Annotated in this window: 25 protein-coding genes; 5 read left to right on the top strand and 20 right to left on the bottom strand. The window is 68.8% G+C overall.

The annotated features are described in order from the left end of the window. Positions 1–52: 52 nt before the first annotated feature. A complete protein-coding gene (gene dapA / locus ACX1D0_RS01080) occupies positions 53–952 on the bottom strand; it encodes a 4-hydroxy-tetrahydrodipicolinate synthase (protein ID WP_459019072.1) in 900 nt (299 codons plus the stop codon). Next, entirely contained in the window at positions 952–1,173 is a 222-nt protein-coding gene (locus ACX1D0_RS01075; RefSeq protein WP_459019071.1) for a biotin/lipoyl-binding carrier protein, read from the bottom strand. The genes dapA and ACX1D0_RS01075 overlap by 1 nt, the downstream gene beginning before the upstream one ends. Before the next feature lie 33 nt (positions 1,174–1,206). Here ACX1D0_RS01075 and ACX1D0_RS01070 point away from each other — a divergent pair, with 33 nt between their 5' ends. After that, positions 1,207–1,860: an O-methyltransferase gene (locus ACX1D0_RS01070; protein ID WP_459019070.1), complete on the top strand. Its 654-nt coding sequence runs from the start codon at positions 1,207–1,209 to the stop codon at positions 1,858–1,860. Positions 1,861–1,918: 58 nt separating this feature from the next. On the opposite strand, the gene glgC is transcribed toward ACX1D0_RS01070, so the two are convergent. Beyond that, positions 1,919–3,145, bottom strand: coding sequence for a glucose-1-phosphate adenylyltransferase (gene glgC / locus ACX1D0_RS01065; RefSeq protein WP_459019069.1), 1,227 nt, complete (start codon positions 3,143–3,145; stop codon positions 1,919–1,921). A 96-nt stretch (positions 3,146–3,241) separates the two neighbouring features. Between glgC and glgA the strand changes: the two genes are divergently transcribed. Then, positions 3,242–4,423 carry a glycogen synthase gene (gene glgA, locus ACX1D0_RS01060; protein ID WP_459020352.1) on the top strand — a complete coding sequence of 394 codons (1,182 nt, stop codon included), beginning with the start codon at positions 3,242–3,244 and terminating at the stop codon, positions 4,421–4,423. A gap of 60 nt (positions 4,424–4,483) precedes the next feature. On the opposite strand, the gene ACX1D0_RS01055 is transcribed toward glgA, so the two are convergent. The 7 genes from ACX1D0_RS01055 to ACX1D0_RS01025 form a co-directional block, all read right to left on the bottom strand. Further along, the gene (locus tag ACX1D0_RS01055) at positions 4,484–4,651 is read right to left on the bottom strand and encodes a DUF3117 domain-containing protein (RefSeq protein ID WP_459019068.1); all 168 of its coding nucleotides are present in this window, start codon (positions 4,649–4,651) and stop codon (positions 4,484–4,486) included. A 97-nt stretch (positions 4,652–4,748) separates the two neighbouring features. Further along, positions 4,749–5,138: a hypothetical protein gene (locus ACX1D0_RS01050; RefSeq protein WP_459019067.1), complete on the bottom strand. Its 390-nt coding sequence runs from the start codon at positions 5,136–5,138 to the stop codon at positions 4,749–4,751. Between the two features lie 3 nt (positions 5,139–5,141). Beyond that, complete coding sequence (locus ACX1D0_RS01045) at positions 5,142–5,876, bottom strand: LOG family protein (protein ID WP_459019066.1); 735 nt, start codon at positions 5,874–5,876, stop codon at positions 5,142–5,144. Continuing rightward, complete coding sequence (gene dapE / locus ACX1D0_RS01040) at positions 5,873–6,943, bottom strand: succinyl-diaminopimelate desuccinylase (RefSeq protein WP_459019065.1); 1,071 nt, start codon at positions 6,941–6,943, stop codon at positions 5,873–5,875. The genes ACX1D0_RS01045 and dapE overlap by 4 nt, the downstream gene beginning before the upstream one ends. A gap of 95 nt (positions 6,944–7,038) precedes the next feature. Beyond that, the gene (locus ACX1D0_RS01035; RefSeq protein WP_459019064.1) at positions 7,039–7,881 is read right to left on the bottom strand and encodes a transglutaminase family protein; all 843 of its coding nucleotides are present in this window, start codon (positions 7,879–7,881) and stop codon (positions 7,039–7,041) included. A gap of 22 nt (positions 7,882–7,903) precedes the next feature. Beyond that, positions 7,904–8,824, bottom strand: a complete 921-nt coding sequence (locus ACX1D0_RS01030) for an alpha-E domain-containing protein (RefSeq protein ID WP_459019063.1) — start codon at positions 8,822–8,824, stop codon at positions 7,904–7,906. Further along, positions 8,818–10,389: a circularly permuted type 2 ATP-grasp protein gene (locus ACX1D0_RS01025; protein ID WP_459019062.1), complete on the bottom strand. Its 1,572-nt coding sequence runs from the start codon at positions 10,387–10,389 to the stop codon at positions 8,818–8,820. Before ACX1D0_RS01025 ends, ACX1D0_RS01030 begins: the two co-directional genes overlap by 7 nt. Before the next feature lie 117 nt (positions 10,390–10,506). On the opposite strand from ACX1D0_RS01025, the gene dapD reads away from it, so the two are divergent. Then, positions 10,507–11,439, top strand: a complete 933-nt coding sequence (gene dapD / locus ACX1D0_RS01020) for a 2,3,4,5-tetrahydropyridine-2,6-dicarboxylate N-succinyltransferase (RefSeq protein ID WP_459019061.1) — start codon at positions 10,507–10,509, stop codon at positions 11,437–11,439. Further along, positions 11,439–12,263, top strand: a complete 825-nt coding sequence (locus ACX1D0_RS01015) for a hypothetical protein (RefSeq protein WP_459019060.1) — start codon at positions 11,439–11,441, stop codon at positions 12,261–12,263. Before dapD ends, ACX1D0_RS01015 begins: the two co-directional genes overlap by 1 nt. Here the strand turns inward: ACX1D0_RS01015 and ACX1D0_RS01010 are convergent. From ACX1D0_RS01010 to arfA, 7 genes are all read right to left on the bottom strand, one after another. Next, a complete protein-coding gene (locus tag ACX1D0_RS01010) occupies positions 12,260–14,188 on the bottom strand; it encodes an ABC transporter ATP-binding protein (RefSeq protein WP_459019059.1) in 1,929 nt (642 codons plus the stop codon). The two genes, ACX1D0_RS01015 and ACX1D0_RS01010, sit on opposite strands and share 4 nt — an antisense overlap. After that, positions 14,181–16,037 carry an ABC transporter transmembrane domain-containing protein gene (locus tag ACX1D0_RS01005; RefSeq protein ID WP_459019058.1) on the bottom strand — a complete coding sequence of 619 codons (1,857 nt, stop codon included), beginning with the start codon at positions 16,035–16,037 and terminating at the stop codon, positions 14,181–14,183. Before ACX1D0_RS01005 ends, ACX1D0_RS01010 begins: the two co-directional genes overlap by 8 nt. Positions 16,038–16,320: 283 nt before the next feature. Next, the gene (locus tag ACX1D0_RS01000; protein WP_459019057.1) at positions 16,321–17,343 is read right to left on the bottom strand and encodes a glycoside hydrolase family 43 protein; all 1,023 of its coding nucleotides are present in this window, start codon (positions 17,341–17,343) and stop codon (positions 16,321–16,323) included. Next, complete coding sequence (locus ACX1D0_RS00995; protein ID WP_459019056.1) at positions 17,340–18,173, bottom strand: carbohydrate ABC transporter permease; 834 nt, start codon at positions 18,171–18,173, stop codon at positions 17,340–17,342. Before ACX1D0_RS00995 ends, ACX1D0_RS01000 begins: the two co-directional genes overlap by 4 nt. Next, positions 18,170–19,135, bottom strand: coding sequence for a carbohydrate ABC transporter permease (locus ACX1D0_RS00990; RefSeq protein ID WP_459019055.1), 966 nt, complete (start codon positions 19,133–19,135; stop codon positions 18,170–18,172). Before ACX1D0_RS00990 ends, ACX1D0_RS00995 begins: the two co-directional genes overlap by 4 nt. After that, positions 19,135–20,460, bottom strand: a complete 1,326-nt coding sequence (locus tag ACX1D0_RS00985; RefSeq protein ID WP_459019054.1) for an ABC transporter substrate-binding protein — start codon at positions 20,458–20,460, stop codon at positions 19,135–19,137. Before ACX1D0_RS00985 ends, ACX1D0_RS00990 begins: the two co-directional genes overlap by 1 nt. Before the next feature lie 20 nt (positions 20,461–20,480). After that, positions 20,481–21,983, bottom strand: a complete 1,503-nt coding sequence (gene arfA / locus ACX1D0_RS00980; RefSeq protein WP_459019053.1) for an arabinosylfuranosidase ArfA — start codon at positions 21,981–21,983, stop codon at positions 20,481–20,483. Positions 21,984–22,117: 134 nt separating this feature from the next. Here arfA and ACX1D0_RS00975 point away from each other — a divergent pair, with 134 nt between their 5' ends. Next, positions 22,118–23,131 carry a LacI family DNA-binding transcriptional regulator gene (locus ACX1D0_RS00975; protein WP_459019052.1) on the top strand — a complete coding sequence of 338 codons (1,014 nt, stop codon included), beginning with the start codon at positions 22,118–22,120 and terminating at the stop codon, positions 23,129–23,131. Here the strand turns inward: ACX1D0_RS00975 and dapC are convergent. The 3 genes from dapC to ACX1D0_RS00960 form a co-directional block, all read right to left on the bottom strand. Continuing rightward, positions 23,124–24,212: a succinyldiaminopimelate transaminase gene (gene dapC / locus ACX1D0_RS00970; protein WP_459019051.1), complete on the bottom strand. Its 1,089-nt coding sequence runs from the start codon at positions 24,210–24,212 to the stop codon at positions 23,124–23,126. The two genes, ACX1D0_RS00975 and dapC, sit on opposite strands and share 8 nt — an antisense overlap. After that, a complete protein-coding gene (fdxA, locus tag ACX1D0_RS00965; RefSeq protein WP_459019050.1) occupies positions 24,212–24,532 on the bottom strand; it encodes a ferredoxin in 321 nt (106 codons plus the stop codon). Before fdxA ends, dapC begins: the two co-directional genes overlap by 1 nt. 104 nt (positions 24,533–24,636) lie before the next feature. Beyond that, positions 24,637–26,334 carry a VanW family protein gene (locus ACX1D0_RS00960; protein ID WP_459019049.1) on the bottom strand — a complete coding sequence of 566 codons (1,698 nt, stop codon included), beginning with the start codon at positions 26,332–26,334 and terminating at the stop codon, positions 24,637–24,639. Positions 26,335–26,359 lie beyond the last annotated feature (25 nt).

Here is a 26,359-nt window from a genome sequence, read left to right as displayed (position 1 = left end):
CACGTGGCGGGGTGACTCCTAGAGTCAACGCCCGACCGGCCCGTTTTGTTCCCTACGCCTCGAAGCCGTGGTCCGTGAGCAGCGAGGTGTAGCGGGCCAGGACGTCGTCTGGCACCCGTCCCATGGGCGCGCGGCAGGGCCCGGCGTCGAATCCGCGCGCCGCCAGCGTCGCCTTGACCATCATGCAGCCCTGGGTGGCGAACACCCCCTGGAACGCGGGCAGGGCGAACTTGTTTGCCTGGATCGCCTGCTCCACGCGGCCGGCCAGGAAGTGTTCGATGATCTCGCGCATCGCCGGCGCCGTGAAGTGCGTCGAAGTGCCCACCACGCCCACGCCACCCACGGCGAGCAGCGGGAGGGTGAACGCGTCGTCCCCGGCGTAGTACGCCAGGTTGGTGCGGGACAGGACGGCCGAGGAGGACACGATGTTGGCCTTGGCGTCCTTGACCGCACGAATCTGCGGGTGCGCGTCCAGGCGGATCAACATGTCCTCGGGGATCGGGATCCCTGAGCGGTGGGGGATGTCGTAGAGCATCACCGGCAGGTCTGTCGCGTCTGCCACCGCGACGAAGTGGTCCTCCAGCGCGTCCGCCGGGGGACGCGAATAGTAGGGCGTCACCACCAGCACGCCGTCGACGCCCACGGACGCGGCCTGCTTCGCGAGCTCGACAGAGTGGGCGGTGGAGAAGGTGCCCACGCCTGCCACGACGCTGGCACGGTCCCCCACGGCCGTGACCACCGCATCGAGCACGGCCCGCTTCTCCTTGTCCGTGGTGGTGGGCGACTCCCCTGTGGTGCCGTTGACCACCAGCCCGTCGTTGCCGAGGTCATCGACGAGGTGCGCCGCCAACCGCGCCACCTGCGCATAGTCCACCTCGGACCCGTCGGCCGTGAAGGGGGTGACCATCGCCGTCAGGACGCGCCCGAAGACGGGCTGCATGTCGTCTGTCATCAATCCTCCGCGATGATCACAAGCGGGTCGTCCTCGTGGACCACGTCGCCCACACGGACGACGACCTCCGTGACGGTTCCCGGGACCCCGGCCAGCACCGGGATCTCCATCTTCAGGGTCTCGAGTACGACGACCGCGTCCTCCGCCCGGACCTGCTGGCCGGCCTCGACGGAGACCGAGAGCACCGTGGCGGCGATCTCGGCGTTGACGACGTGACTCATGCGCGTCATCTTACTGGCCAGTAGGCTGGGCGCGTGAACACGCCTGCAAGCCACCTCGAACCGCCCACCGCAGCCAGCTGGGAATTCGCCGAGGACCACGTGCCGCCCACCGCCGAGATCTCGGAGGCGCGCGACGAGGCCGTCATCGCCGGGCTCACCCCGGTGTCCCACGGCGTCCTCGCCCTGTTGAAGGTCCTCACCCGCGCCAGCGGGGCCAAGGCGGTGGTGGAGGTCGGCACGCTGATGGGCGGGTCCGGGCTCGCGTTCCTGGAGGCCATGGGTGATGAGGGGGTGGTCACCTCCATCGACGTCGAGGCGGACAACCAGCTCCCCGCCCGCAAGTTCTTCGCGGCGGGCGGCTTCTCGTCCTCACGGTTCCGCCTCATCGCGGGCTCTCCCATCGAGATCATGCCCAAGCTGCGCGACGGCGCCTACGACATCGTCTTCATCAACGGGGACAAGCTGGAGTACGTCGAGTACGTGGCCGGCTCGCTGCGTCTCCTGCGCCACGGGGGGCTCCTGATCGTCAACGACGCGTTGTGGCACAACGAGGTCGCGGACAACACCGTCGAATCAGACGAGTCCATCATCATCCGCGAGGCACTCGACGCCGTGTCGGCCAGCGAGTCCTATACGCAGGCGCTGCTGCCCGTCGGCAACGGACTCCTGGTGGCGGTCAAGGACTGAATGTCCGCACGTGATGCGGCCCCCACCCCGTCCGGGTGGGGGCCGCATCACGCAGGCGTCAGTCGTGCGGGACCACCTGGTCCTTGCCCACGATGGTGATCCCACCGTCGGAGACCACGAACCCGCGGGCCCTGTCGTGCTCGGGATCGACGCCGATCTGCACGCCGTCGGGCACCACCACGTGCTTGTCCAGGATGGCGCGGCGCACCACGGCGTTCTTGCCGATCTGCACGGAATCCATGAGGACCGACTCCGACACCTGCGCCCACTTGTCCACGCGCACGTTGGGGCTGAGCACCGTGCGGTCCACCTCTCCGCCGGAGATGATGCAGCCGTTGGTCACGATGGAGTCCTCAGCACGCCCACGGATGACGAACTTCGCCCCGGGGGCCTGGATCTGATCCGTCCAGATGGGCCAGTCGTAGTTGTACAGGTTGAACTCGGGCTCCACGCTGACCAGATCCATGTGCGCTTCGTGGTACGCGTCGATCGTCCCCACATCCCGCCAGTAGTTGACGTCCTTCTCGGTGGCGCCGGGCACGACGTTGTCCTGGAAGTCGTAGACCTGAGCAGAGCCCTGCTCGGTGAACCACGGGATGATGTCTCCGCCCATGTCGTGCCGGGCGGTGGGGTCCTCCGCGTCGGCGCGCAACGCCTCGACCAGCGCGTGGTGGCTGAACACGTAGTTACCCATGGACGCGAACGACTCGTCGGGCGACCCCGGCAGGCCGGGGGGATCGGCCGGCTTCTCCATGAAGCTCTTGATCTTCTTGTCCGCGGCGGCGTCGATGATGCCGAACGCCGACGCCTCGCTGCGCGGCACGCGGATGCCCGCGACCGTGGCACCCAGGCCGGAGTCGATGTGGGCGTCGATCATCTGCTCGACGTCCATGCGGTAGATGTTGTCCGCTCCGAACACGACGACGTAGTCCGGGTTCGCGTCACGGATCAGGTTGAGCGACTGGTAGATGGCGTCCGCGCTGCCCTGGTACCACCGCGGGCCGAGACGCTGCTGGGCGGGGACCGGCGCCACGTAGTTGCCCAGCATGGTGGAGAAGCGCCACGTCTTCGAGATGTGGCGGTCCAGCGAATGGGACTTGTACTGCGTCAGCACGGCGATCTGGCGCAGGTTGGAGTTGGCGAGATTGGACAGGACGAAATCGATGAGGCGATAGCTGCCGCCGAAGGGGACGGCCGGCTTGGCCCGGTCCGCGGTCAGCGGCATCAGCCGCTTCCCCTCACCGCCGGCAAGGACGATGGACAGGACTTTAGGGTGAGCAACCATGGCTTGAACCTATTGCCAATGAAGCCCGTCGACAGGGAAATCCACCAAATGTCCACCACGAGTCTCGGGCGGTTGTGACACGATGCCGTCATGACCATGAAGCTGTCCCTCCTGACCCGCGAATACCCCCCGACGATCTACGGCGGCGCCGGTGTCCACGTGGCCCAGCTGGTGCCACAGTTGCGCAAGCTGATCGACGTCGAGGTGCACTGCATGGGCGAACCCAGGGAGGGCGCGACGGCGCACGCCGAGGACTTCCCGCCGGGCGCCAACCCGGCCCTTCGCGTGCTGGGCGCGGACCTCTCGATGGCAGCCGCCGTCGGCGAGGTGGACATCCTGCACTCCCACACCTGGTACGCGAACATGGCCGGTCATCTGGCGGGCCTGATGCGCGGCATCCCGCACGTCGTGACCTCCCACTCGCTGGAGCCTCACCGTCCGTGGAAGGCCGAACAGCTGGGGGGCGGGTACCGTGTCTCGTCCTGGGCGGAGAAGACCGCCTACGAGGCCGCCGACGCGGTCATCTCCGTGAGTGAGGGCATGCGCCGCGACGTGCTGGAGAGCTACCCGAACCTGGATCCGGCGAAGGTGCACGTGGTCAAGAACGGCATCGACACCGACGAGTTCCGCCCGGATCACGGCACCGATGTGGTGACCGGTCTGGGCGTGGACCTGGGACGGCCGTCAGTGGTCTTCGTGGGGAGGATCACGCGCCAGAAGGGCCTGGTGCATCTGGTGCGCGCCGCCACCGAGTTCGATCCGGACACGCAGGTGGTCCTGCTGGCCGGTGCGCCGGACACCCCGGAGATCGCGGCCGAGTTCCAGGCCGCCTTCACCGAGCTGCAGGCGCAGCGCAGCGCCCCCGTCATCTGGGTCCAGGAGATGCTGCCGCGCGCCTCCGTGCGTCAGGTCCTCACCCACGCCACCGTGTTCGCCTGCCCCTCCGTCTACGAGCCGTTGGGCATCGTGAACCTGGAGGCCATGGCCTGCGAGACCCCCGTGGTGGCCAGCGCCGTCGGCGGAATCCCCGAGGTGGTCAACGACGGTGAGACGGGCCTCCTGGTGGCCTACGACCCCTCCCAGGCCGGGGACCCCGGGTTCGTCAAGGCGTTCGAGTCCGATTTCGCGGCCAAGGTCAACCGGCTCACGCGGGATCCGGGCCTCGCGAAGGAGTTCGGCCTGGCCGGGCGGCAGCGGTGCATCGACGAGTTCTCCTGGGCCCGGATCGCAGGGGAGACGGTGGCGGTCTACGAACGGGCCATCGGCGCCAGGGGCTAGACGACGCAGAAAGGGCCGCCCGGAAACGGGCGGCCCTTCTCGTTGTCGGGGGAGAACAGGTCAGCCCACGACGCCCTTGAGAGCGTCGAGCAATGCCGTGGCCTCAGTGGGGTTCATTTCGACGACGAGGCGGCCCCCTCCGTCGACGGGAACGCGCATCACGATGCCGCGACCCTCCTTCGTGACCTCCATCGGACCGTCACCCGTGCGGGGCTTCATCGCTGCCATCTGCCACCCTCATTCTCTTGCTCGAACTGTGGAACCTGCCCCCATTATTCCGCATCCCACCAAGCACCGGCCCATCCGGGCGCGAAACCGGCTGCCATCACACCGTGTCAGGGGGCTGATCCGCCTCTCCAGGGGCATCGGCCGCCGCCTGCGTCGGCCGCTCGTAGCCGCCCCGCAGCAGCAGCTCGTCGATGACCTGCATGTCGTAGCCGCGGCGCACGACGTCGAACACGGTCTCGGATGCGGGGGACGCGGTGCCGTCGGCGAGCCCGGCCAGGTATCGGTCCACCTGATCCCGCCGGTACCCGGACCAGGCCGTCGGCAGGATCGCCTCCGCCAGGAAGTCGTGGGTCACCGGGCCGACGGGCACGCGGCCGCGAGGGCGGTCGGTGACCGCCTCGGCGGGCATCTCGCCCAGGCGCCCCAGGCCCGCGAACGCGGCGAAACCCAGCGTGACGATGGCGACGGCGACGACCGCGATCCACACGGCTCAGCCCTCGAACTGCCCGGGCGTGCCCATGGCGTCGAGCGCCTCCTCCACGTCGTCGGTGACGGTGACGAGGCTGAGATCGGCGCGCGAGATGAAACCGTGCTCCGCCACGGTGTCGCGGATCCAGTCCATGAGCGGCTCCCAGTGGGACGCGCCGAACAGCACCATGGGGAAGTTCTTGACCTTGCCCGTCTGGATGAGCGTGAGCGCCTCGAACAGTTCGTCCAGGGTGCCGAAGCCGCCCGGCATGGTGATGAACCCCTGGCTGTACTTGAGGAACATCGTCTTGCGGGCGAAGAAGTACCTGAAGTTGACCCCGAGGCTGATGTACTCGTTCATGCCCTGTTCGTGGGGCAGTTCGATGCCCAGCCCCACCGACATCCCGCCCGCCTCGGTGGCGCCCTTGTTGGCCGCCTCCATGATGCCGGGGCCGCCACCGGTGATGACGGCGAAGCCTCGGCGCGCCAGCCCCCGCCCCAGCTCGACCGCCGACTCGTACATGGGGTGATCCGAGCTGGTCCGCGCGGACCCGAAGACGCTCACCGCCGGCGGCAGCTCCTTGAGGGCGTCGAAGCCCTCGACGAACTCCGACTGGATGCGCAGCACCCGCCACGGGTCCAGGTGGCTCCAGGGCAGCCGCGTGTGTTGGAGCAGGGCCTCGTCGGCCATGGGCTGGCGCGTGCGTTCCGCGCCGCCCAGCTCGACGGCACCGGCGCGGCGCTTGGGTTGGGTCATGAGGATGCTCCTTCTGTGCTCAGCCAGCGGCGGAGTCCCGCGGCGCACGTGTCGAGGTCTGCCACGGGACAGAACTCGTCGTCACGGTGGGCGACGGAGGGGTCCGCCGGTCCGTAGTTGACCGCGGGGATCCCGAGCTCGCTGAACCGGGCCACGTCGGTCCACCCGTACTTGGGGCGGGCCGGCTGCCCGATGGCCGCCACGAACTGCCTCGCCGCGGGGCGATTCAATCCCGGCCTGGCCGCAGGGGAGGCGTCGGCCACGACGAGACGCTGGCCGGGGAACCAGCCGCGCAGCCGCGCGAGTGCCTCGTCGACGGTCTTGTCCGGTGCGAAGCGGTAGTTGATCTGCAGCGTGGCCGACGGGGGGATCACGTTGCCCGCCACGCCGCCGCTGACCCCCACCGCGTTGAGGCCCTCGCGGAAGACGAGCCCCTCCACCTCGATCTCCTCGGACTCGTAGGCGGCGAGCGTGGCCAGCACCGGGGCGAGGTCGTGGATGGCGTTGTGCCCCATCCAGGCCCGCGCGCTGTGGGCCGCCGTGCCGCTGACGGTGAGGTCGATCCGGATGGTGCCCTGGCATCCGCCCTCGATCTGGGCGCTCGTCGGCTCCATGAGGACCGCGAAGTCCGCCTGCACGAGGTCCGGACGGTTGCGGGCGAGCCTGCCCAACCCGTTGGCCGCGGCCTCCACCTCCTCGTGGTCGTAGAAGATCCACGTGATGTCGCGGGTGGGCTCGTCGAGCTCCTCGGCCAGCGCCAGCATCACCGCGACCCCGCCCTTCATGTCGCACGCACCCCTGCCCCAGACGCGTGGGCCGTCCGGGTGCTCGATCAGCCGCGACGGCAGGTTGCCCGCCACCGGGACCGTGTCGAGATGGCCGGCGATCACCACGCGCTCGGCGCGCCCCAGTGCGGTGCGCGCGACGACGCAGTCCCCGTCGCGGTGCAGCTCGAGATGGTTCAGCCGAGACAATCGCGCCTCGACGAGGTCCGCCAACTGCCGCTCGTCTCCGGACACGGACTCGACGTCCATGATCTCCTGCAGCAGTGCGGTCAGCCGGCTCATGTCCCGAGCCTAGTAGATCCGCATCGCCTTTCCGGATGGACCAGCGCTCCCGCAGTCGTTCGCCGTCGGGGCATCAACATGTCAGCTGCTGCCGGTCAGGTGAGCCGCGTCATCTCCACCGCGACGAACATCTCGGACCCGCCGGAGCCGGTGTAGATGCCCTTGAGCGGCGCGACATCGGAGTAGTCGCGCCCGAACCCCACCTCGACGTGCGAGCCGCGCGGCTGCGTCTGGTTCGTGGGGTCGAAGCCGAGCCACTCGCCGTCGTAGTACTGGATCCAGGCGTGCGACTCCCCCACCATCGCCTCCCCGATGGCCGGGTCCTGCCGCTGCACCACGTAGCCCGACACGTAGCGGGCCGGGATCCCGATCGAGCGGAGCGCCCCCAGGGTGAGATGCGCGATGTCCTGGCAAACGCCGGCGCGATGCTCCCACACCTCGGCGGCCAGCGTGTGCACCTGGGTCACGCCGGGCACGTAGTCCACCTGCTCGCGCAGGCGCCTGGTCAGTTCCACGACCGCCTCCCCGGGAGTGGCCGCGGTCCGGCGCGCATGCGCGGCCATCGTCAGCACCTCGCGATGGGGGCGGACGTAGCCGGTCTGGGTGAGGAGCTCCACGTAGCGGTCCCGGAGGTCCGGGTTGTCCAGTCCCGCCCACCCGAGGGGCTCGGCGTCGCTGAGGACGTCGTGGATCTCGACGGTGGAGGTGGCCACCACCTTGAGATCGGAGTGCCGTTCGTGGATCTCGAACGCCACGACGGAGGTGCCCCAGTAGTCCTTGTAGGAATGGGTCCATGCCACCGGCGTGATGTCGAGGCGCGACGACAGCACGAGCTGCCGACGGCTGGTCAGCGGCGTCATCCGCGCCTCGTTGAAGGAGTCTGTCGCGCCGCCGCCGTAGTTGTACCCGGTGGTGTGCACGATCCGGAACTGGCTCATCGGAGGCTCCATCGTTGGTGGTTCACCATGCTCCACCGACCCATTCCGCCGCCGAGGAGCCCTCGAAGTAGCGGATGGAGATGGCCTGCGTGGCCTCGGAGCAGACCACCTGCAGCCTGGCCATCTGCTCGGTGAGGTCCAGCAGGATCTCCTCGGCAGGAAGATATTCCAGGTTCGCCCGGGCCGCGCCGAGCAGCCTGGTGGCCGGATCGTCGGGACGGATCCGCTGGTTGCCGGGGCCCAGCAGCGACAGCGAGTCCACGGCGGTGTTGAGCGTGTAGATCAGCGACCGCGGGAACAGCCTGTCCAGGATGAGGAACTCGGCGGCGTCACGGTCCGACGCCAGCGCCCCGTAGCGCTGGACGAACGCGTGATGCGCGCCGCAGCCGCTGAGGACGTGATCCCACGCCCTGGCCGAGTTGCCCACCAGCGCCGGGGTGGTCAGCAGCCGCGACGTCATGTCGATCCGCTCGATGCTGCGGCCCAGGGTGAGGAAGAGCCAGCCCTCGTCGTGGCTCATCGTGCCGTGGGCCAGGCCTGAGATGACTGTGCACCGCTCCCGGACCAACTTGAACATCGACGCGGGCCGCATCCGCTGCAGGCGCCCACCGCGCATCGCCAGCCAGGTGGTGTTGATGGACTCCCACACCTCCGTCGACACCGTCTCCCGCGCGCGTCGGGCGGACTCGCGGGCACTGCCGAGCGCCGCCAGGAAGCTCACCGGTGACTGCTCGTCGTAGCACAACTCCTGCAGGACGTCCGGATCGTCGTCCGTGGGTTCCTGTCCCATGAGGACGAGGAGATCCCGGGTGGCCTGCGCCGGATAGGCACCAGGGTCGTCGAGGCGCTGGTGGAGGTGGACCTCGGCGATGCGGCAGGTGTCCTCCGCGCGCTCCAGGTAGCGGCCGATCCAGAACAGTGAATCGGCGATGCGGCTCAGCATGGCTCCCCCTCCAGCCCGCTCTGCTGCTGTTGTTCGTGCTGGTGACGGATGACGCGGTTGAGCACCGGCTCGGACATCGGCACCGACGAGGGCCGCGGCGGCGGCACCGGCGGCATGGCCGGTGCCACCGGACGGCCGGAGGTCAGCACCCACGTGTCCTTGGAGCCGCCCCCCTGGGACGAGTTGACGATCAGCTCGCCCTCGGGCAGCGCCACGCGGGTGAGTCCGCCAGGGAGGACGAAGATGTTGTCGCTGCCGGAGTTCACCACGAAGGGCCGGAGGTCGACGTGGCGGGGCCTCAGCTCGCCGTCGATCATGGTGGGCACCGTGGACAGCTGCACCACGGGCTGCGCGATCCACCCGCGGGCATCCTTGATGATGAGCCGACGCAGGCGGTCCAGTTCCTCCTGCGTGGCGCGCGGTCCGATGACGATGCCCTTGCCGCCGGAGCCGTCGACGGGCTTGACCACCAGCTCCGCCAGGCGGTCCAGCACCTCCTCGCGGGCGTCCGGCTCCTCGAGGCGCCAGGTGTCGACGCTGGCCAGGATGGGCTCCTCACCCAGATAGAAGCGGATGAGATCCGGGATGTAGGTGTAGACCAGCTTGTCGTCGGCCACCCCGTTGCCGACGGCGTTGGCGATGGTCACGTTGCCGGCGCGGGCGGCGTTGAGCAGGCCCGCGCAGCCGATGAGCGAATCGGCGCGGAACACCGCGGGGTCCAGGAACTCGTCGTCGATGCGCCGGTAGATGACGTGCACCGGCCGCAGGCCGCGGGTGGTGCGCAGCGAGACGTGGCCGCCGTGGGCCACGAGGTCGCGGCCCTCGACCAGCTCGACGCCCATCATCCGGGCCAGCATGGCGTGCTCGAAGTACGCGGGGTTGTAGACGCCGGGAGTGAGCACCACGACGGTGGGGTCCGCAATGCTGGAGGGTGCCGCCGCGCGCAAGGCCGTCAACAGCTGGGACGGGTAGTCCTCCACCGGGCGGATCCGGTGCTTCCCGGCGATCTCCGGCAGCGCGGCGTTGATCGCACGGCGGTTGGTCATCACATAGGACACCCCCGAGGGGCTGCGCACGTTGTCCTCCAGCACGCGGAAGACGCCGTCGTGACCGCGGACCAGGTCGATGCCCGCGATGTGGACGCGCACGCCGTTGGGGGTGGTGAAACCGGCCATGGCGCGGTGGAAGTGCGGCGACGAGGCCACGACGTGGCGGGGGATCACAGCGTCGACGAAGCAGCGGCCCTCGGTGTAGATGTCGTCGAGGAAGGCGTCCATCGCCCGGACGCGCTGCTTGCTGCCGGCCTCGACGTGGGCGAACTCGTCCGCCGGGAGGATGCGCGGCACGATGTCGAGCGGAAAGGGGCGCTCCTCACCGCCGATGTCGAAGGTGACCCCCTGGTCGATGTAGATGGTGCGCAGGTACTCGGAGCGGGCCCGGAGTTCGTCGATGCCGAGCCGCTCGAGACCCTCGGCAACGGTCTTCGCCGCGCCCCGGATGCCCTGGGGCCCGACCATCTCGTCGAAGGCCTCCCCCGGCGGGTAATCGTCGAACAGCGCACTCATGGGGCACAGGCTATTGGGTCCGGGGCGCCGGAGCGCACACGGCGCCGATCTGTCACACAACCCTTACGTGCCCGTGACCAGGGGAGCACGCCTGCGACCGCCACTAGACTGGCCGGCATGACCAACGAGACCCGCACCGCCTGGGCCTGGGGCCTGGCCACCGTCCACACCACCGGGGCCGTTCTTGATGCCTGGTACCCGGAGCCGCGACTGGGTTCCGCCGTCACCGACGAGCCGCCCTCGCTGCTGGCGGAGGCCCAGCAGGTGGATGAGATCCGCCAGGTGGAGTCCCGGGTGGTGAGGGTGGAGATCGACCTCGACGAGCCCCCGGAGTCGGTGGAGGACGCGTTCCTGCGCCTCCACCTCCTGAGCGCGCGCCTCGTACCCCCGCACGGGCTGAACCTCACCGGCATCTTCGGCGTCCTGCCCAACAACGCGTGGACCACGCGCGGACCGGTGCGCGTGGCCGACGTCAACCGGGTCCGCATGCTGCTGCACGCCCGCGGCGAACAGCTCACCGTGTACGGCGTGGACAAGTTCCCCCGCATGGTGGACTACGTGACCCCTCTGGGCGTGCGGATCGCCGACGCTGACCGCGTCCGGCTCGGCGCCCACCTGGCCGAGGGCACCACCGTCATGCATGAGGGCTTCGTCAACTTCAATGCCGGCACCTTGGGCACGTCCATGGTGGAGGGTCGCATCTCCTCGGGCGTCGTCGTCGGGGACGGCACGGACGTGGGCGGTGGCGCGTCCATCATGGGGACCCTGTCCGGCGGCGGCCAGGAGGTCATCCGCCTCGGGGAGCGCTGCCTGCTGGGCGCCAACTCCGGTGTGGGCATCTCGCTGGGCCACGACTGCGTGGTGGAGGCCGGTCTGTACGTCACGGCGGGCACGAAAGTGCGGCTCCCTGACGGGAGCGTCGTCAAGGCGCGCGAGCTGTCGGGGCAGGATGACCTGCTCTTCATGCGCGACTCCCAGACCGGCGCGGTGATCGCGCGCAACCGTCGGGGCTCGAAGGTGGCGCTCAACGCGGCGCTGCACGCGAACTGATGCGCAGAGGCCTCATCGCGGCTCTCGTCACGCTCGCCGTGCTCGCGGGCCTCGGCTTCGCCGGCTGGAAGGCCTACCGGGCCGTGTACCAGCGGATCACCCCGCAGCAGTGCACAGTCGTGATGGAGCAGGGCACCACGACGCTGTCCGCCGAACAGGCGCGCAACGCGGCGGTCATCGTCGCGGTGTCGGCGGAACGCGGTCTTCCGGAGCGGGCCGCGGTGATCGCACTGGCGACGGCGTACCAGGAGTCGGACCTGCGCAACCTGGACTACGGCGACCGCGACTCCCTCGGCCTCTTCCAACAGCGCCCCTCCTACGGCTGGGGCACCGAGGAGGAGATCCTGGACCCGTGGTATTCGTCCGCGCGGTTCTACGAGGAGCTGGTCACGTTCAGCGGATGGGAGACCGGCGACATCAACGACGTCGCCCAGCAGGTCCAGCGCAGCGGGTTCCCAGAGGCGTACCGCCAGCACGTGGACAAGGCGACGGCCGTGGCCGGTACTCTCCGGGGGTCGCGGCCTGAGGGCATCGCCTGCCTGAGCTTCGAGGACTCGCCAACCCCTGACAGGACGGTCTTCGACCGGGTCCTCGGCACCCTCGGATCAGGCGTGACCGTGGCTGCGACGGACACCGGCGTGATCCTCACGTCCGCCGACGAGACCACGCTGTGGGCGGCGGCCCAGCTCGCCGTCGCCAACACCTACGCCAGCGGGCTCACCGCCGTGGTGGTGGGAGACCGCGAGTGGACCAGTGCCGAGGGCGCCTGGCGCGACGCCTCCGAGCCGGCCCCCACCGGCACGGCCGTGCTCACCCTCGGCTAATCCCGCCACGTCCGCCACAGGTCGGCGTACTGCCCGTCAAGCTCCAGGAGCTCGTGGTGGGACCCGATCTCGACGATGCGCCCGCCGTCGAGCACCGCGATCCGGTCCGCGTCATGCGCGGTGTGGAGGCGGTGAGCGATGGCGATGACCGCCCTGCCGTCAAGCAGCGCCGCCATCGAACCCTCCATGTGCCTGGCCGAGGAGGGGTCGATCAGGGAGGTGGCCTCGTCCAGGACGAGCGTGTGCGGGTCGGCCACTATCAGCCGCGCCAACGCCACCTGCTGGGCCTGCGCCGGCGTCAGCGACGTCTTGCCATGGCCGAGCTCGGCGGCCAACCCGCCGGGCAGCTTCGACACCCAGCCCCACGCATCCACTGCACGCAGCGCCTCCTCCACCTCCAAGTCCGAGGCCGTGGCCTCCCGCGCGAGCACCACATTGTCGCGCACCGAGCCGACGAAGACGTGATGCTCCTGCGTGACCAGCGCCACCTCTGTGCGGAGCCGGTCCAGCGGCAGGTCCATGACGTCCACGCCGCCCACCGTCACCTCGCCGACGCGCGGCCGGTTGATGCCGGCGACGAGCCGGCCGAGCGTCGACTTGCCGGAACCCGACGGCCCCACGATGGCCAGCCGCTCCCCCGGCCGCAGGTCGACGTCGACGCCGTGCAGGACGTCCACCCCCGCCCGGTAGCCGAATCTCAGGCCGTTGCCGGTGAGCTTGACGCCGCGGGGCTGCTCCTCACCGGGGGTCCGGTCATCCTCCAGCTGAGCCACGCCGATGAGGCGCGCCGTCGCGACGATGCCGAGCTGCAGGTGATCGAGCACCATGATGACGCGGTCCAGCGGTCCCTGGAGCTGCGAGACGTACAGCGCCGCCGTGGTGATCTGTCCGATGCTCACCCAGCCCTCCGCGTAGCCCCACGTGCCGAGGAGGACGACGCCGACCAGTGGCAGCTGGAACGACGAGTCGACCATGGCGAACAGCATGTTGCGCAGGGTCATCGTGTACCGCTCGGCCTGCGCCGAGACCTCGGTGTCCTCGTCCAACTGCGCGACCCTCAGGCCGCCCAGATCCAGCGCCTCGATCGTCCGTGCGCCCTCGACGGTCTCGGTCGTCGTGGCGTTGATCGTCGAGTAGGACCGCGATTCGGTGATGTAGCCCGCCGTCGCCCGTGACAGGTAATAGCGACCACCCAGCCACATCACGAGTGCCGTACCCACCATCGGCAGCGTCAACAGCCAGGAGTTGGCCACCATGGCCACGAGTGTCGCGCCGATGAGCACGACGGACACGATGAGGTTCGGGAAGGCCCATCGGGCGGCGGTGGCCATCTTCGACACGTCGGAGGTGATGCGGGTGAGAAGGTCCCCCGAGCCGGAGGACTCGACGTGGCCGAGCGGTAGCCGCAGCACGATGCGCACGACCTCCTCCCGCGCGGCCGCCAGCAGGTCGTAGCCCAGTACCGCCGAGGCCCGCCGGGCCGCGAACGTCAACAGCGCCTGCGCGACGATGACGCCGGCGATGATCGACACGAGGCTGGTGAGCCCGGGCAGGTCGAGCAGTCCGCCGGTGACCTGGTCGATCAGCCGGCCGAGCATGTACGGCGCGACCAGGCCGGCGCCGGCCGCCGCGACGTTGAGCACGATCGCCCCTGCCAGCGCCGCCCGTCGGCCCCGCAGCATCCGCCCGAGGAAGCCCAGCGCCTGGCCGGAGGTGGCCACGGGGAACCCGTGCTCGGGCGCGCGGGCATCCGCGTAGACGGCTCGCGCCGCCGCGGTCCGGATGTGGTGGCGCCTGATCAGCGCCTCCAGACGCCTGCGCGGGCCGACGCCGCTGGGCACGTCGAGCCCCTGCTGAAGCCTCGATTCCGGCTCGCCGCTGCGCCACGTGCTGGCCGACGTGGCCGTCAGCGTCTGTTCACTCATCGTCGTCCTCCATGCCGCGCGCGATGACACGGTGGTAATCAGGGTGGTCCCGGAGATCGTGGTGGCTGCCGCGGGCCGCCTCACGCCCGTCGACCAGCACCGAGATGTCGTCGCACTGCCGCAGAAGCAACGGCGAGGCGGTGACGACGACAGTGGTCCGGCCCCGGCGATGGTCAGCCAGGCGCTGCGCGATCCGGGCCTCGGTGTGCGCGTCGACAGCAGACGTCGGCTCGACCAGGATCAGGATCTCGGGATCCAGGAGCAGCGCACGCGCCAGCACGACTCGCTGCCGCTGACCGCCGGACAGGCCCCGGCCCTTCTCGTCGATCCGGCCCTGCCACCCGCCCGGGAGCGCGTCGTAGATGTCCTCGGCGGACGCGACGGTCAGGACCCGCTCCGCCTGCTCACGGCTGTGGGTGCCCCAGGGATCGACGGCGGTCTGCAGTGTGCCGGAGAAGAGCGAGGCGCCGGTATGCGAGACGACGATCGTTCGGCGCAGGTCGGTGATGTCCAGCTGCGAGTAGTCCACCCCGTCGGCGGTGACGCCCCAGGTGCGGCCGACAAACTCGGCGTCTGCCGCCGCACGCCGCTCGCGCTCCGCGATCCTGGCGCGACGCGCCGCCTTGAGTGCCCGGCCGGTGAGATCCTTGTCGTCGTCCGCCTCGTGCGACCCCTCCGGCAGGTAGCGGCCGAGCCGGTCAGCGAGGGCGGCCGACGCGTCCGGATCGGCCGACACGATGCCCAGCATCAGCCCGGGTCGCACCTCGACGCCGGACACCTCGTCGTGCAGCACCGGCCGGCCGGAGAGTGGCTGCCCAGAGCGGGGCCACGGTACGTCCGCGCCGAGGAAGGAGAGCGTCTTCTGCGCGGCCACCAGGCCCTGAACCCATTTCTGGGCGAAGTCGAAGAAGGTCTGCATCGGCGAGGTGAGGAACAGCGCATAGCCGAAGAAGCTGATCAGCTCGCCGACGCTGAGGGTGCCGTCGAACATCGCACGCGACCCGAGGTAGACCAGCGCGACGAGGAGCAGCCCGGACAGCAGGATGCTGATCGCCTCGACGATCGCCTGCCACGTGCCGAGCCGCACCCCGAGCGCGCGGACCTTCTGGGACTGCCGCTCATAATTGCGGGCGAACGTCCGCTCCCCGCCGATGCCCCGGAGGATCCGGAGGCCCGTGGCGATGTCGCTGGCCAACGAGGTCAGCGACGAGCTCTCAGTCCGTTCCGCGGACTGCGCGAGCGTCAGGGGGCGCAACACGGGTGTCGAAGCCAACAGGAGGACCGGGGTCGCGACGAGCACGACCAGACCGAGCGTCGGGGAGGTGGTCAGCATGAGCGCCGACGCCAGGCAGAAACTCACCGCGGCGGCGATCACGTGCCCGAAGGAGTCGATCGTGGCGCCGAACTGGTCGCTGTCCGAGGAGGAGACGCTCAGCACCTCACCTGTCGGGACACGCCGGTTGAGGACGTGGCCCAGGCGGACCGACTGGCGCGACACGCGGCGCTGCACGCCGTAGATGCCGAGCAGCCACATGCGCACGGCGAACGTGTGGAAGAGAATGCCACCGGAGACGCCCACCACGATCACGGCCAGCAGCAGCGCCACCCAGCCGAGGGTGGCCGAGGGGTCGCTCCGGCCCACGCCCGCGTCGATCGCGCGGCCGAGCAGCCAGGGTGTGAGCGCTGCGGGCACCATCCACGACGAGGCCGCCAGCGTCATGGCAGGGACGACCCAGCCGTACTGGCGCATCAGCCAGAACAGGAACCGGCTGGGCGAGCGCACGTCAGGGCGCGAATCGGGAGGGATGGCGGGCGGGAAGTCGTACCGTCCACGCGGTGCTGCATGCATGAGGGTCCTGACGGGCGTCGACGACCGACGCAACAGATGTCTGGGCGGAGGGGGTGGGACGCTAAAGCGTCACGAGGGGCGGTGCCCCGGCGCAGGCCTGGTCAGCGGGCGACGAACGCGCGCGGCCGACCGAGGGCGGCAGAAACGGTAAACATCTGCATGCACCTCCTCCGTGTCGGCGACATGGACACACTAAGCACTCAATCCGGGCTTGTCAACAGCCATCGGGCCAGGCCGCAAGGACCTTGGCGGGGTTCCGCGTCTCTGAGGGCGACCGGTCCCCCTAGGGAAGGCCCAACTCCGTGGCCGGAGGGTCGACCTCAACGGTCTCACCATTGAAGGCGACCTTGGACAACCACATCTTGCGGCCCTCCAGGGAGTCGCCCACGAAGCCCGGCTTCCAGGCGTGATAGACCATCCACCACTGGCCGTCCTTGAGGAACAGCTGGCAGTGACCCGGCCCTGCCGCGACCTCGTTGGTCGCGAGCACGGGCTCAGGGTCCTTCGTGAACGGCCCGAGCGCCGAATCCGCCACCGCGTGGCCCACCGCGTACTTGTCCGAACCGTAATCGTTGGCAGAGTAAAACATGTGGTAAACGCCGTCGACCTTGACCACCGCCGGTCCTTCCACCAGGTGACCCTCCCAGTACAGGTCCTGCTTGAAGAGATCCGTCACCTCGCCGTCGAGCGACAGGCCGTCCGCGCTCAGACGGGCGACTTTGATCAGGGTGTCCACCCCGATGGCGTTGCCGTCGTTCTTCCAGTACAGGTAGGCCGTGCCGTCCTCATCGACGAAGGGTGACGCATCGATCGACCCGCCCTCGTCGATCTCGCAGATGAGCGGCTCGGTGGACTCGTCCACGTACGGCCCGGCCAGCGTCTCCGATGTCGCGACACTCACGCACTGCCACGCCGGATCCGGCGCCTTCGTCGTGTAGTACAACCGGTAGGTGTCGTCCGGCCACGCGATGATCTCCGGCGCCCACACCTTGCCCGACGACGACCACGGCGCGACGCTGGGCAGCGCGTCGCGGCCCTGCGCCCACTCCACGAGGTTGTCGCTGCTGATCGTCTGCACGTTCATCCCGTTGCCGTTCGTGGCGATGGCCAGATAGCCGTCGCCGTCGGTCAGTACCTGTGGATCGGGGAAGTCCAGCGGGTAGACCGGATTGGTGGGCTGCGACACTGTCGACTCTCCTTCGGTGGACGTGACGGAGGGAGACGACGGCTCCTCCTGGGGGCTGCATGCCGTGACCAGAACGAGGCTGATCACGGCGATGAGCGGGCGCAGCTGACGGCGGGTCACTTCATCCCCGAGCTCGCGACGCCCTCGATGATGTAACGCTGCACGAACACGTACAGCAGCAGCACCGGCACTGCCGCGACGGTGGCGCCGGCCATGATGACCGGGTAGTCGATGGTGTAGGCACCCTGGAGCCGCGAAAGCCCGATCGGGATCGTGAGCATCTCGGTGGAGAACATCACGTACAGCGGCCAGACGAAGTCGTTCCAGTTGGCGAGGAAGGAGATCACCAGCAGGGTGACCACTGCGGCGCGGGCGTTGGGCAGCACGATGCTCAGGAAGATCCTCCAAGGCCCCGCCCCGTCGATGCGGGCCGACTCCTCCAGCTCCATCGGGAGCCCGAGGAAGAACTGCCGCATGAAGAACACGCCGAAAGCGCCGGCCGCGCCGGGCACGATGAGCGCCAGGAACGAGTCGAGCCAGGTGAGGCGCGACATCATCTCGAAGTTGGGCATGAGGAAGATGAATCCGGGCACGAACAGCGTGGAGATGATCACGGCGAAGATGATGTTCTTGCCGGGGAAGGTGAGCCTCGCGAGCGCGTAGCCGGCCATGGAACAGACCGTCACCACGAGGATCGCGTGCCCGGTGGCCGCCACCATCGAGTTGAGGAACCATCGGAGCACCGGAGTGGTGGAGTCTGCGGCGAAGAGAATCTCGTAGGCGCGCATCGTCCACTCCTGCGGCATGATCGTCGGAGGCACGCTCTGCGATTCGATCCTCGTCTTGAACGACGTCAGGATCATCATCACCACCGGTCCGACGAACACGACGGAGAGGAGCAGGAGGGCCAGCCAGAAGAACGGGTTGCGGTTTCGCTTGCTGGCCTTCATGCGTGGGCCCCTTCCTTGACGTCGAGCTTCCGCTGCCGCTTGAGTTCCCTCGCCTCACGCGCGGCGTCCTTGTCGCGCATGAGCCAGAAGTTCAGCACCGACACGAGTGCCAGTGCGACGGCCAGCAGGTAGCTCATCGCCGCTGCCTGTCCAGCGCGGTTCTGCCCGAAGCCGACGCCCGTGATGACCATGATGGCCGTCATCGTGGACTCGGTCGGGCCACCCTGGGTGATCAGGTAGGACTGCCCGAACATGTTGGCGCTGGCCAGGATGGTGGTGACCATGATGAAGATCAGCACCGGGCGCAGGCCCGGCACCGTCACGTGGATGAAACGCCGCCACGGGCCCGCCCCGTCGAGCGCCGCAGCTTCGTAGAGGTAAGGCGGGATGTCGCCGAGGCCGACCATGTAGATGATGGCGTTGAAGCCCATGGTCCACCAGACGGTCACGCCCACGAGCGCCATCCACGCCCAGGGCTGATCCGTCGTCCACTGGATGTTGGCCCCGAAGATGGCGTTGACGATGCCGAAGTTGCCGTCCAGCAGGTAGCGCCACATGACGCCGATCACCGCGACGCCGAGCACATACGGGACGAAGTAGACGGCACGGAAGAACGTGCGGCCGGGAAATGCGGTGTTGAGGAGCACAGCCAGTCCGAGTGGGACGGTGACGAGGAACGGCACGCTGGCCAGGGTGAAGATCGCGGTGTTGCTCATGCCGCGCCAGAACGGCTGGAACTGGACCGCCAGCGGGTCGAACAGGTCCGCGTAGTTCAACAGGCCGACGAAGGGGCGCGCCTCCAGGGTGAAGTCCCAGTCGTGCAACGACATCCAGAAACCGTAGAGGGCCGGAAGGGCGACGAACACACCGAACAGCAGCAGGTAGGGCGCCAGGAAGAGGTAAGCGGTCAGCGGCGACCCGCCGGCGTTACCTCGGCGCCGGCGGGTCGGGCTGGTGAACATCAGACGTACTTCTTCGCGTTCGCCTCGAGGATCTTGTTGGCGCGCTCAGCGGAGGCGTTCAGCGTCGTCGCGACGTCCTTCATCCCAAGCGTGATCTCGTTGACCGCCTTTTCGAACTCGAGCATGGCGTCTCCGATGCCGGCAACGGCCGGCGGGAAGCGCAGATCGTCGATCTGCTTGGCCAGCTCGGCCTGGTACGTGAGCGCGGCGAACTCGGCCGACTCGCGCACGGAGTTGCGGGCCGGAATCTGTCCGCCCTTCGCCCACTCGAGCGACTGCTGCGAGATCCAGTTCAGGAACACCCGGGAGGCTTGACCCTTGTTCTCGTCACCCGACTTCTGGGTGGGCAGCACGAACTGGTGGGAACCGGCCCAGGCGGCCTTCTCGCCACCGATGTTGGGCAGGACGGTGACGCCCCAGTCGAGGTCCTTCTTCTCGGCGAGGGTGTTGATGGACCAGATCCCGTTCCAGTTGAAGGCCGTCTGGCCGTTCTGCAGCGCGATGAAGTCCGCGTCCTGGCCGACCTTCGGGTTGGAGTAGCCCTCCTTGATGAGGTTCTGCCACCAGGTGAGCGCCTCGACGCCACCGTCCTCCCCCCAGGCCGCCGTCGAGGCGTCCTCGGAGAAGAGGGTGCCGCCGAACTGATAGACCAGCGACTGACAGGTCAGGCCGCCGGTGAAGTTGAACGGGGAGGCCCAGTGACCGGCGATGCCCTTGCTCTTGAGCGCGTCGAGCGCGGCCATGTAGGCGTCGTGATCCATCGGTGGCGCCTCGGGGTCCAGCCCCGCGCTCTCCATGACGGTCTTGTTGTAGAAGAAGCCGAGCGGGTGCACGTCCAACGGGATGGCGTAACGCACGTCCTTGTACACGCCGGCCTGCCACGGCACGGGCGCGAAGTCGCCCTCCGTGAGCTCGAGGGCGGCGGCCACATCGTCGAGCGGTTGGATGACCTTGCGCGCGGCATTGGTGGCCACTGAGTCCACGTGCATGACCGCCACGTCCGGGCCGTTGCCGGACTGCACCGCGGTTGGCAGCTTGGTGTAGTAGTCGCCCCACTGCATCGTCTGCACCGTGACGGCGATGTTCTCGTGCTCGGTCTGGAACTGGTCCACGAGCTTCTTCATGTAGGCACCGTCGCCGCCCGTGAAACCGTTCCAGAAGGCGAGGGTGACGGCGGGACCGTCGTATCCCGCCGCGCCTCCGTCGCCGGTGGCAGAGGCCGCGCTGGTGGGGGTGGTGGCGCTCTGGCCACAGGCTGCGAGTCCGGCGGTGGCCCCGACTGCGAGGCCGGCACCGAGCAGTCCACGTCGACTGATCGAATTCATGAAGGTTCCTTTCGAGGTGTTCAGGCTGACCGGACGGACAGCCGGACGCAGTGCCAGGACACTGCGGGGAGGGTGAGTGTGAGAACGGCATCGTGGAGGGAGCTGGCGCCCTGTTTGGGGGCCACCTGTTCGTTCCCGGCGGTGTTGGTGAGGGTGTGGTCGTTCTCGTGGACGAGGATGTGCTCGACGAGGTCCACGTCGCCGAACGCGCTGAGATCAACCGTCGTGGTGAGACCGTCGCGCTCGGACCGGTTGACGCAGAACAGGACCAGATCGCCCGTTGCCGCATCGAGGGTGGCCGTGGACCAGATCTGATCCACCTCACCGAAGATCGGCGTGTCGATCATGGGCGATTCCACGCGGAGGTCCAGCACCTCCCCACGGGCATAGCGGCTGGTCAACGCGAAGGGGTGGAAGATGGTCTGGCGCCACGCCGGGCCATCGGGCTCCGTGCGGATGGGCGCGATGATGTTGACCAACTGCGCCTGGCAGGCCATGGCGACGCGATCGGTGTTACGCATCAGGGTGATGAGCAACGATCCGACGACGACCGCGTCGGCGACCGAGTAGACGTCCTGAATCAGCGGCGGCGCCTCCTGGACCGCGAGGGAGTTCTCGCCGTCGAAGCGCTCCTGGAACCAGACGTTCCACTCGTCGAACGAGACGGAGATCTTCTTGTCCAGCTTGTGGGCCGCGGCCACGGCGTCTGCCGTTGCGGTGACGGATCGGATGAACCGGTCCATGTCCTCCGCACTGGCGAGGAACGACGCCATGTCGCCGCCCACGGGCTCGTAGTAGGCGTGGGCCGAAATATGGTCCACCACGTGGATGGACCGCTCGAGGACCTCTCGCTCCCATGCGCCGAACGTCGCGATCATGCGGTTGGAGGAGCCGCACGCCACCAGTTCGAGGGTGTCGTCGAAGCGACGGAAGGCGCTGCCCACCTCCTCGGCCGCGCGTCCGTAGTCTGCCGCCGTCATGTGGCCGATCTGCCAGGGCCCGTCCATCTCGTTACCCAGGCACCACACCTTCACGCCCCAGGGCTCGACGCGGCCGTTGGCGGCGCGCTGAGCGGCCAGGGTGGTGCCGGTGCCGTTGACGTAGTCCAGGTACTCGACCGCATCCTCCAGCCCGCGCGTGCCGAGGTTGACCGCCAGCATGGGCTCTATCCCTTGACGCTCACACCAGGCGAGGAACTCGTCGGTGCCCACCTGATTGGTCTCGATGGAGCGCCAGGCGAGGTCGAGGCGACGGGGCCGTTGGTCCTTCGGGCCCACACCGTCCTCCCACTTGTAGTTGGACACGAAGTTGCCGCCGGGGTACCGGATCACGGTGGGCGCCAACTCGCGGACGAGTTCGGCCACGTCCTGGCGGAATCCGTGCTCATCCGCCGTGGCGTGTGCGGGTTCGTAGATGCCGGTGTAGACGCACCGGCCCATGTGCTCGACGAAGCTGCCGAAGATTCGACGGTTCAGCGGGCCCACGCGGTAGGAGGGATGGATCGTGATGTGGGACTCAGCCATTGAGCGCCTTTGCAACGGGAGTAATTTATGATTCTGAGTCTGCATCCTCGACCGTCCACGGCGCAAGTCCGCGAAGATCACAATTTTACAACGGTAGTAAATCTCGCCTGACCGATCAGCGGTACCCTGCACACATGGCGGTGACACTGCGTGACGTGGCGGACCTGGCGAAGGTGTCGCTCAAAACGGTGTCGAACGTGGTCAACGGCGCGGTCAACGTGCGTGAGTCGACGCGCTCCCGCGTCCAGGCCGCCATTGACGAGCTCGGCTACCGGCCCAACCTCGCTGCCCGCAACCTCAAGTACGGCCGTGGCGGTTTCCTCGCGCTCGCCGTCCCGGAACTGGCCATTCCCTACTTCACGGAGCTGGCGGCCAAGTTCGACGCGGCGGCGGCGGAGTTGGGCTTCATGATGCTCCTCGACATCACGCGGGCCGACCCCGGCGTCGAACGCGTCGTGTTGAGCGGTGTCCAGTCCCGGATGATCGATGGCGTCGTCTTCTCCCCCATGAGCCTGGATCGCGGCGAGATCGAGGCCAACATGAAGGCTGAGGTGCCCATGGTCTTCCTGGGTGAGCGGGCCATCCCTGCGGGTGTGGACCACGTAGCGGTGGACTCGGTGGCCGCCGCACGCTCGATGACACAGCACCTGATCGATATCGGCCGTGAGCGGATCGGGACGATCGGCCGGAGCCAGGGCGTCACCACGGGCTCAGTTCGACAATCCGGGTTTGCCTCCGCCATGGACGCCGCGGGCATGACGGTCCATCCTGACTACCTCAAGGGCACGATGGCGTACACGCGCGAGGCGGGGCGAACGGCGATGCACGAACTCCTCGCGCTGACCATCCCCCCAGACGCGGTGTTCTGCTTCAACGACGTCCTGGCGGTGGGCGCCCTCCGAGCCTGCGCCGAGGCGGGGGCCCGTGTTCCCGAGGACGTTGCGGTAGCCGGCTTCGACGACATCGTGGAGGGGCGCTACACCACCCCCAGCCTGACCACCGTCACCCCGGACATGGACATCCTCGTGCGGGAGGTCCTCCGCATCCTCATCCGGCGCATCGAGGGCTACACCGGACCCGGAGAGCGGATCCACATCCCCTGGAGACTCACGGTCCGGGAGTCCACCAGGGGGCGGCGGCCTAGGTGAGGCGCGCCGCCGCCGCCGCGACCCGCTCGTCGGTGGCCGTCAACGCAACCCGCACATGCCTCGCCGCAGCTGCGCCGTAGAAGTCGCCCGGGGCGGCCAGGATCCCGCGCTCGGCAAGCCAGGCCACGCTCGCTCGGCTGTCCTCGTCACGCGTGGCCCACAGGTAGAGGGACCCCTCGGAGTGCTCGATACAGAACCCCGCGGACTCGAGGGCGGGTCTGAGCAGCGACCGTCGCGCGAGGTAGCGCCCGCGCTGCTCCTCCACGTGGGTCTGGTCCCCCAGCATCGCGACCATGGCCGCCTGGATGGGGGCCGGCACGATCATGCCTAGGTGCTTGCGCGCGGCCACGAGCTGTTGGACGACGGCCGGGTCACCCGCCGCGAAACCTGCCCGATAGCCGGCCGCGTTGGACCGCTTGGACAGTGACCCCACCGCCAGCAGGCCGGTCACGTCGCCGTCGTTGACGCGTGGATCCAGCACCGAGGTGGGCTCCGCGTCCCAGGCGAATTCGCCGTAGCACTCGTCGCTGGCCAGCACCGCGCCACGAGCGCGGGCCGCGGACACGAACGCGCGCATCTCCTCCAGCGACAGGATCCGACCCGTGGGATTGGCGGGTGAGTTGATCCACACGAGCCGCGCGTCCTCCGGGAGGACGGCCGGGTCATCCAGCGGGACCGGCCGTGCCCCCGCGGTCAGCGCGCCCACCTCGTAGGTGGGGTAGGCGCATACCGGGAAGACCACGGCGTCCGACGGACCGAGGTCCAGCAGGGTGGGCAGCCAGCCCACGAGTTCCTTGGTGCCCACGACAGGCAGCACGCCCTCGTCCGGCAGCGGCAGCGCCGCCCACCGCCGCTCCAGGTAATCCAGGATGGCCCGGCGGGTGGCGGGGGCACCCCACACGGTCGGATACCCGTGGGCGTCCGCCGCCGAGGCCAGAGCGTCGCGGGCGAGCTGCGGTGTGGGATCGACCGGGGTGCCGACCGAGAGGTCGACGATGCCGTCAGGATGCGCCTCCGCGACGCGCCGTGCGTCGCGGAGCGTGTCCCAGGGGAAGTCGGGGAGCCTTGCCCCGAGGCCCATCACTGCGCCTGGGGCGGCAGCGCCTCGACGTAGGGGTGATCCTTGTTGATCACGCCGAGCTTCGCGGCGCCACCGGGCGAGCCGATCTCGTCGAAGAACTGCACGTTGACGTCGTAGAACTGGGCCTGCTCCTCAGGCACGTCGTCTTCGTAGTAGATAGCCTCGACGGGGCACACGGGCTCGCAGGCGCCACAGTCCACACACTCCTCCGGATGGATGTAGAGCATGCGATTGCCCTCGTAGATGCAATCCACCGGGCACTCCTCGACGCAGGCGCGGTCCTTCAGATCAACACAGGGCAAACCGATGATGTACGTCACTTCTCACTCCTTCAAGGGCGGACGAGGACAGCTTAGCGTGGCGTCCGCGGCCGGGGTCCCCGCCGCCCGGACGCGCGGGCTGCGCGTCGTTTCGCTGCTGGCGATCAGCCGGCGCAGGTGATCTTGTCGCCCGCGCTGTACTTCCAGCGGTAGTCCTCGCGCTTGACCACCTCGGAGCCCTGGTAGAAGAGCCGCTGCCACGTGACGGTGAACCCCTGGATGGGCGCCTGAGGCTCGCACGGCGCCTCCGTGACGACCCGCTCCTCGCCGGCGTAGAAGTCCGATTTCCTCAGCTCCGTGGACTCCACCTTGGTGTAGGTGCGCTGCGACCAGATGCGGAAGGTGATGCTCCCTCGGACTCCGGGGCTGGACTTGCTGACGTAGCCCTGGATGATGGCCGGGTACGAGGTGTCGTTCCTGAAGCGCATGTCGAGGGCGCCGTAGTAGATGGTGGCCTCCCTGCCTGCGGGGTAGCGATCGAAGTAGAGGCTGTGCGGCTTGTGTTCGATGTCCTCAAAGCCGGCGAAGAAGCCGGCGTTGTAGAGGGTGGTCGCGGCCTGGGAGATCCCGCCGCCCGCCTCCTTGACGAGGCGTCCCTGGTTGATGACGTAGCCATCCACATATCCGTTGGCGGTGGTGCGTGGCCCCAGGGTGTCGTTGAGGGAGAAGATCTCCCCGGGGAGCAGCACCGTGCCGTTGACCGACGATGCGGCGCGGCCGAGGTTGGTGTTGCGGTAGTCCGCGTGCGGGAAGCGCGTGGTGAACTCGCCGATGACCTCCTTGGGCGCGGCGGCCTGCGCCTGTTGCGTCGTGAACTCCGGCTCCTTGGTGGTGATGGTCACCGGGACGGTGCGGGCATCCCCGGTGGCCGTGGCCGCCGCGGTGACGGCCTCCACGAACGCGGCCTCCTCCAGCACCTCGCCGGTGACCGCGGGCACCACCACGGGCGTGCCTGTGGTGAAGCTGTAGCTGGCATCCTTCGGCGCGTTCAGATCCAGCGCCTCCTGCGCCTCGGCCGTGGCCTCGAACAGCGCCGGCCCGTCGATCTGCGGCTGCAGCGCGCCGTCGACCACGGAGAACGTGGTCACTTCCGCCAGGGACCCGGGTGCGATCTGCATCGAGGCATTCTTGTGCGTCAGGGTGACCGGGCCGCTGAGCAGGGGCTCCGCGTAGGTGGTGATTGCCTCGTCGACCATGGCGTCGGTGACCGCGGGCGCCCGCTCGGTGGTGACCGCCTGCACGTTGCCACGGCCGGCGAGGAATGCCTCCTCCACAGCCGTCGCGGTGGCGTCGGCGTCCATCTCCTGAGCCGCGACCGCCTCGGTCCGCGCGATCCGGCCGTTCTCGAACCCCAGTGAGGCGTCGACACCCTCGACGGTGAAGTTGTCCGCGACGGCGGAGACGGCATCCGTCAGTGCCGCGTCGTCGACGACGCGGATGAGCGCCACCTCCTCGCCGCCGGCGAGCGTGGTGAAGATCTCCACTGGGTTCCAGCTGAACCCCCCGCCCGCGGCGCGGACGGTGGCGTCGAAGTCTGCCGACAACCCGATCTCTGCCGGTTCGAGGGGCACGGACATGGGTCCCGCGCTCAGCGTAAGGGGTGCGTCGACCTTCGGGCCGAGCTCAGCGCGTAGTATCTCGGTGGCCTGGGAGGGGGACATGCCACCGATCGCGACCCCCTCGACGGAGGCCTTGGCCGGCACCTGGTTGCCCGCGATGAAATAGGAGGCGACGTACCCACCCCCCAGGACCACCATGGCACCGGCTCCGACGCCGATCGCGATCTTCGTAGCTTTTTTCACGTCCACCCCTCAGCGGCCAAATGCC

Source organism: Tessaracoccus pujii (genome assembly GCF_054483895.1).
The sequence above is the reverse complement of the archived record's forward strand: the minus strand, read 5'-3'. Positions and strand labels throughout refer to the sequence as shown.

Coding starts and splice junctions, on each gene's coding strand:
- ACX1D0_RS01075 (WP_459019071.1), bottom strand. CDS start 1,173: ATGAGTCACGTCGTCAACGCCGAGATCGCCGCCACGGTGCTCTCGGTC.
- ACX1D0_RS00985 (WP_459019054.1), bottom strand. CDS start 20,460: ATGAATTCGATCAGTCGACGTGGACTGCTCGGTGCCGGCCTCGCAGTC.
- glgA (WP_459020352.1), top strand. CDS start 3,242: ATGAAGCTGTCCCTCCTGACCCGCGAATACCCCCCGACGATCTACGGC.
- ACX1D0_RS01045 (WP_459019066.1), bottom strand. CDS start 5,876: ATGACCCAACCCAAGCGCCGCGCCGGTGCCGTCGAGCTGGGCGGCGCG.
- arfA (WP_459019053.1), bottom strand. CDS start 21,983: ATGGCTGAGTCCCACATCACGATCCATCCCTCCTACCGCGTGGGCCCG.
- ACX1D0_RS01015 (WP_459019060.1), top strand. CDS start 11,439: ATGCGCAGAGGCCTCATCGCGGCTCTCGTCACGCTCGCCGTGCTCGCG.
- dapD (WP_459019061.1), top strand. CDS start 10,507: ATGACCAACGAGACCCGCACCGCCTGGGCCTGGGGCCTGGCCACCGTC.
- ACX1D0_RS01010 (WP_459019059.1), bottom strand. CDS start 14,188: ATGAGTGAACAGACGCTGACGGCCACGTCGGCCAGCACGTGGCGCAGC.
- ACX1D0_RS01055 (WP_459019068.1), bottom strand. CDS start 4,651: ATGGCAGCGATGAAGCCCCGCACGGGTGACGGTCCGATGGAGGTCACG.
- ACX1D0_RS01030 (WP_459019063.1), bottom strand. CDS start 8,824: ATGCTGAGCCGCATCGCCGATTCACTGTTCTGGATCGGCCGCTACCTG.
- dapC (WP_459019051.1), bottom strand. CDS start 24,212: ATGGGCCTCGGGGCAAGGCTCCCCGACTTCCCCTGGGACACGCTCCGC.
- dapE (WP_459019065.1), bottom strand. CDS start 6,943: ATGAGCCGGCTGACCGCACTGCTGCAGGAGATCATGGACGTCGAGTCC.
- ACX1D0_RS01035 (WP_459019064.1), bottom strand. CDS start 7,881: ATGAGCCAGTTCCGGATCGTGCACACCACCGGGTACAACTACGGCGGC.
- ACX1D0_RS01005 (WP_459019058.1), bottom strand. CDS start 16,037: ATGCATGCAGCACCGCGTGGACGGTACGACTTCCCGCCCGCCATCCCT.
- ACX1D0_RS00995 (WP_459019056.1), bottom strand. CDS start 18,173: ATGAAGGCCAGCAAGCGAAACCGCAACCCGTTCTTCTGGCTGGCCCTC.
- glgC (WP_459019069.1), bottom strand. CDS start 3,145: ATGGTTGCTCACCCTAAAGTCCTGTCCATCGTCCTTGCCGGCGGTGAG.
- dapA (WP_459019072.1), bottom strand. CDS start 952: ATGACAGACGACATGCAGCCCGTCTTCGGGCGCGTCCTGACGGCGATG.
- ACX1D0_RS00990 (WP_459019055.1), bottom strand. CDS start 19,135: ATGTTCACCAGCCCGACCCGCCGGCGCCGAGGTAACGCCGGCGGGTCG.
- ACX1D0_RS00975 (WP_459019052.1), top strand. CDS start 22,118: ATGGCGGTGACACTGCGTGACGTGGCGGACCTGGCGAAGGTGTCGCTC.
- ACX1D0_RS01025 (WP_459019062.1), bottom strand. CDS start 10,389: ATGAGTGCGCTGTTCGACGATTACCCGCCGGGGGAGGCCTTCGACGAG.